Raw genomic sequence first — 5,136 nt, 5'->3', positions numbered from 1 at the left:
AGCCCGGCACGCAGGCCGTGCGCGTGCACCAGGTCCGCGTCGGCGCAGGCGCCCCGCAGCAGCCCGAGGCCGGCCGCGTCCGTGCGCCTGCCGACCGGCTCGAAGCGCGCGCCCGCGTCGGCGAAGCCGTACGCCAGCTCGGAGTCGGAAGGGGCACAAACGGTTACCCGCACGCCGCGGGCGACGAGCCCGGCGGCCAGCGAGCGGACGTGCGCCCCGCTTCCGGCGCTGCCGCCGCCCAGGACCTGGACAGCGTGCAGCCACGACTGCCCGTGCGGCGGGGCCGGGGTGCTGCTCACGTCTCTAGGACTCCTGATTCGGCGTCGGATGGTTCGGCGTCGGACGTTGCGGGCGGATGCCCGGCGCCGTGCCGTGCTGTGCTGTGCCCACTCGTGTCGAGCCGGTCGTGTTCGACTGCGCCGCATGTTCGCGTTCGACCGGGTCTCACCGGGTCGCGCTGCGTAGGGCCGGCCGCGCGCATTCGTTGGCGAGGGCCCGGCTGTGCCGTGCCCAGGATGCCAGCCTAGCGCCGCCGCCAGGCACCACCGCGCTGCCGGCACCTTGCGAAGGCCCGTCCGTACGCCTGTGGGACCACTCGAACGGGGGACCGGACAGACGGTACGAGAAACCTACTGGCCGGCGCGGCGTCCCAGGGCGTCAACCGCTCGGATTCCGGGCAGATCCCACAGAGTTTCACCGAATCCGCCCCGTTCACCGCCCGCCGCCCCGGCCCGCTCGCCGGCCGCCGCAAGCGCGACGAGTACCGCCGCGCGCAGGGCGAGCCCGGCCCGGCCGTTCGCCACGACGGCCGAGACGCCGAGCGCCGCGCCCAGCGCGTGCGCCCCCGCGTCGCCGAGCATGGTGCGCTCCCCCAGGTCGTCGCCGAGCACGGCCGCCGCCGCGCCGACCGGCGCCGCGGCCACCAGGCCCGCGACGCCCCCGCGCAGCAGCACGGGCGCACCCATCACGAGCAGCGCCTTCGCCGCGCGGCCGGGCCGTACGTCCAGCAGGTTCACCAGGTGGGCGGTGCCCGCGACGACCACTCCCGCCAGCAGCTTGTCGGCCGGGCGTGTCTTGAGCAGCGCGCCCGCGGCGAGCGCCGCCGTGCCGACGCCCAGCAGTTTCACCGTGCCCGAGGTGATCCGGCCCCGCCGCAGCGCGGACAGATGCGCGCGGAAGCCGCGCGGGCCGCACGAGCCCACCTGATCGTCGTACGCGCCGCAGCCGGCCGCCGTGAGAGTCGCGAGCGCCGCCGCCGCGCGGACCCGGCCCGGCAGTCCGGGGGCGAGGCCCGTGGCCACTACGGTCGCGGACGCGGCGGCGAGCCCGCCGTACAGATCCACGGGGCGGCCGGCGTGGTTCGCCCGCTCCCACAGCGCGGCTTCGCCCGGCGGCCACCGCCGGAGCGCCGCACTGCCGGCCCGAGCCGCACCCGCCGCACCCGCCGCCGCGAGCAACGCGGACGCCCGCCTGCCCGGCCCGCTGTGACACATCATCATGAAGCCGATCCCCGCTCCCCACCCGCTCGCCGTGCGCGCCACGCTCAAGGGGACCGGCAGCCACCCCACCGCCCCGCTCAGCGGTCCGAACGGGCCGTTTCGAGCAGTTCCTCGGCGTGCGCGCGGGCCGTCTCCGAGTCCTCCTGGCCGGCCAGCATCCGGGACAGCTCGCGCACCCGGTCCTCGCCCTCCAGGATCGTGACGCCGCTGCGGGTCACCGATCCGTCGTTCGTCTTCTCGACCAGCAGCTGGCGGTCCGCGAAGGCCGCGACCTGCGGAAGGTGCGTGACGACGATGACCTGGGCGGACTTGGCCAGCCTGGCGAGCCGGCGGCCGACCTCGACCGCCGCCTTGCCGCCGACGCCCGCGTCCACCTCGTCGAAGAGGTAGGTGGGGACCGGGGCGGTGCCGGCGAAGACGACCTCGACCGCGAGCATCACGCGCGAGAGCTCACCGCCGGAAGCGCCCTTGGCGATCGGCCGGGGCGGGGCGCCGGGGTGCGGCGCGAGCAACAGCTCGACCTCGTCCGCGCCGGTCGCGCCGAAGGCCACCGTACGGCCGTCGACCAGCACCCCGATCGCCTTGCCGGTGACCTCGTTCTGCCGGATCTCGACGCTGACCCGGGCGTGCGGCATGGCGAGCTCGGCGAGCTCGGCGGTGACCGCGTCGGCGAATCGCTTCGCCGATTCGGTGCGGGCGTCGGTCAGCGTCTGCGCGAGTTCGGCGAGTTCGGCGAGCAGCGTGTCGCGCTCCTGAGCCAGTTCGCCGATCCGGTCGTCGTCGCCGTCCAGCTCGGTCAGCCGGGTCGCGCTCTGCCCGGCCCAGGCCAGCACCGCGGCGCAGCCCTCGCCGTCGCCCACGTCGCGGCCGTACTTGCGGGTGAGATGGGTCAGGGTCGCCCGGCGCTCCTCGACGGCGGCGAGCCGCAGCGGGTCGGCGTCCAGGCCGTCGGCGTATCCGGCCAGCTCCCCGGCGACGTCGGCCAGCAGGATGGAGACCTCGCCGATCCGGTCGGTGAGGGCTGCGAGCACCGGGTCGTGGGCGCGTACGGCCTCCAGGGCGCGCTGCGCGCCGGCGACCAGCGTCGTGGCGTCGACCGACTCCGGGTCCTCCGGGTTGCCCGCGAGGGCCGCGTGACCGGCGGAGGCGGCGGAGGCGAGGGCCTCGGCGTGGCCGAGCCGCTCCGCCTCGGCGGCCAGTTCGGTGTCCTCGTCCGGGCCCGGCTCGGCGGCGGCGATCTCGTCGAGGCCGAAGCGCAGCAGGTCCGCTTCCTGGGCGCGTTCGCGCGCCAGGGTGGTCAGTTCGTCGAGCTCGGTGCTGACGGCGCGCAATCGCCGGTACGCGCCGGTGTATTCGGCCAGCGGCACGGACACGGCGTCGCCCGCGTACCGGTCGAGGGCCTGCCGCTGGCTGGCGGGGCGCAGCAGCCCCTGCTGGTCGCTCTGGCCGTGCACCGCGACCAGCTCGTCGGCCAGTTCGGCGAGCAGCCCCACCGGCGCTGACCTGCCCCCCACGTGGGCGCGCGACCTGCCTTCGGCCGACACCGTACGGCTGATGAGCAGCACGCCGTCGTCCAGCTCGGCGCCCGCCTCCTCGGCCCGTACGGCGGCCGGTGACCCCGGCTCGACCGTGATCCGGCCCTCGACGACCGCCGCCTTGGACCCGATCCGCACCAGAGCGGCGTCAGCGCGCCCTCCGAGCAGCAGGCCGAGGCTCGTGACGACCATGGTCTTGCCCGCGCCGGTCTCACCGGTCACCGCCGTAAAGCCTGGTGACAGCTTGACGACGGCATCGTCGATGACCCCGAGCGCCTGTATCCGCATCTCCTCCAACACGGACACGACCTTACGAGGTTCCGGGGGCGGCGCGCGACGGCCGCCCCTGGGGACGGCCTCCCGGCGAGCCTGGGGAGAGCCCCACCACGACCCGGGTGATCCCTCCATGGCGACCCCGGCCCGCCTCCGCGAGGCTGAGAACCGGGCAGCCACGACCGACGGCGCGCCCCTGCTCCGCCCTCTCAGCAGCCCTGTCCCGACTCCTTCGTCGGCCCGATCCAGAGGTATGCCATGACCTCCGCACAGCAACGCCGGCACCCGCTTCGCCGCCGCCCACTCCGCCGCCGGGCCTCCGCCACGGCCCTGCTGCTCGCGACAGCGGCCCTGCTGACCACCGCGGCCCACGCGAACGCCACCGGGCCGCGTACGGAGCCGGCAGCCGCCACCGGCCGCCACGCCGCCCTGGAAGGGGTCTGGCGGATGGACGGCTACGGCACCCTCGTCACCATCCACGGCACCCGGCTGCGCACCTACGCCACCACGGCCGTCAGCTGCCTGCCGGGCACCGCCGGCGGCACCAGGGCCGGCCGGCCCGACGCGGACGGCCGGACGGAGTTCGACGCGCCGGACGCCGCCCGCATCACCGTGACGCCGGACGGCCGCAACCGCGCCGAACTGCGATTCGCCGACAACGCCGGGTGGCGCGAGCTGCACCGGACGGCCGCGCTCCCCGAGAACTGCCGCCGCCGGCCGGGCAAGGACCCGAGAACGGTCTTCGACGTCTTCTGGCATACCTACGCCGAGAACTACCCGTTCTTCGCGGCCAAGGGGATCGACTGGGACGCGGTACGCGACCGCTACCGCCCCCGGATCACCGCGGAGACCACCGACGACCAGTTGTTCGGCGTCCTGCGGGACATGATCGAACCGCTGCACGACGTCCACACGAGTATCGAGGCGGGTCCCGGCAGGAGCTTCGGCGGCCTGCGCGAGGACACCACCATGCCGACCGATGATTCGATCGCCCGGATCGACAACGCGACTGCCGAGAGCGTCGGCGTCGAGCAGCGGCGCTGGGGTCAGGGGGCCATCGCTTACGCGGACCTGCCCGGCCGGATCGGCTATCTGCGGCTCACCCGGTTCACCGGCTTCACCGATAAGGGCGGCTATCCGGGCGACGTGGCCGAACTCGACCGGGCGCTCGACAACGTCTTCACCGCGGCCAGGACCGAAGGCCCCAGGGCGCTGCGCGGTCTCGTCATCGACCTGCGCTTCAACGGCGGCGGCTCGGACCAGCTCGGCCTGCGCCTCGCCTCCCGGCTGACCGACCGCGGGTTCCTCGCGTACACCAAGCACGCGCGCAACGACCCGGCCGACCCGCGGAAGTTCACCGCCGGCCGGCCCGTCCAGGTCCGCCCGTACGACGGCCCGGCCTACACCGGACCGGTGACCGTCCTGACCGGCCGGCTGAGCGTCAGCGCCGCCGAGACCTTCACGCAGTCGCTGATGGGCCGTACGCCCGCGCCCACCCGGATCGGCGAGAACACCCAGGGTGCCTTCTCCGACACCCTCGAACGCAAGCTGCCGGGCGGCTGGACGTTCGAACTGCCCAACGAGGAGTTCCTGACGGCGGACGGCCGGACCTTCGACGGCGCGGGCATCCCGCCGCACCTGCGCACGCCGGTGTTCACCGACGAGGAGTTCGAGCAGCACCGCGACTCGGCGCTGACGCGCGCCCGCGTGCTCCTCGCCGGGAAGGGCGGGTAGGTCACGCGACCTCGGCCGCGCTGTCCTCAATCTCCCGCAGACCCCGTTCGGGGTGCCCCCAACGGGCTGGATTCAGCCCTCCCCCAGTCTCCGGC

Annotated in this window: 4 protein-coding genes; 1 reads left to right on the top strand and 3 read right to left on the bottom strand. The window is 75.0% G+C overall.

Going from position 1 to position 5,136, the window contains the following annotated elements; translation table 11 throughout:
• The 3 genes from QMK28_RS33275 to recN all read right to left on the bottom strand — a co-directional run.
• Positions 1-299 (bottom strand): glycosyltransferase (locus QMK28_RS33275; RefSeq protein ID WP_326443420.1); only part of this gene is annotated, 299 nt, incomplete at its 3' end.
• Between the two features lie 330 nt (positions 300-629).
• Positions 630-1,499: a hypothetical protein gene (locus QMK28_RS33270; protein ID WP_443050905.1), complete on the bottom strand. Its 870-nt coding sequence runs from the start codon at positions 1,497-1,499 to the stop codon at positions 630-632.
• Between the two features lie 77 nt (positions 1,500-1,576).
• The gene (gene recN, locus QMK28_RS33265; RefSeq protein WP_326443424.1) at positions 1,577-3,322 is read right to left on the bottom strand and encodes a DNA repair protein RecN; all 1,746 of its coding nucleotides are present in this window, start codon (positions 3,320-3,322) and stop codon (positions 1,577-1,579) included.
• A 243-nt stretch (positions 3,323-3,565) separates the two neighbouring features.
• Here recN and QMK28_RS33260 point away from each other — a divergent pair, with 243 nt between their 5' ends.
• On the top strand, positions 3,566-5,041 hold the full coding sequence (locus tag QMK28_RS33260; protein ID WP_326443419.1) for a S41 family peptidase: 1,476 nt from the start codon (positions 3,566-3,568) through the stop codon (positions 5,039-5,041).
• The last annotated feature ends 95 nt before the right edge of the window (positions 5,042-5,136 follow it).

Source organism: Streptomyces sp. H27-D2, assembly GCF_035828615.1.
In the GTDB taxonomy this organism is placed as follows: Bacteria; Actinomycetota; Actinomycetes; order Streptomycetales; family Streptomycetaceae; genus Streptomyces.
This window is presented reverse-complemented; position numbering and strand designations above follow the sequence as displayed.

Excerpts from the sequence above, each read along its gene's own strand:
- QMK28_RS33270 (WP_443050905.1), bottom strand. The coding sequence starts at position 1,499 with ATGATGATGTGTCACAGCGGGCCGGGCAGGCGGGCGTCCGCGTTGCTC.
- recN (WP_326443424.1), bottom strand. The coding sequence starts at position 3,322 with ATGCGGATACAGGCGCTCGGGGTCATCGACGATGCCGTCGTCAAGCTG.
- QMK28_RS33260 (WP_326443419.1), top strand. The coding sequence starts at position 3,566 with ATGACCTCCGCACAGCAACGCCGGCACCCGCTTCGCCGCCGCCCACTC.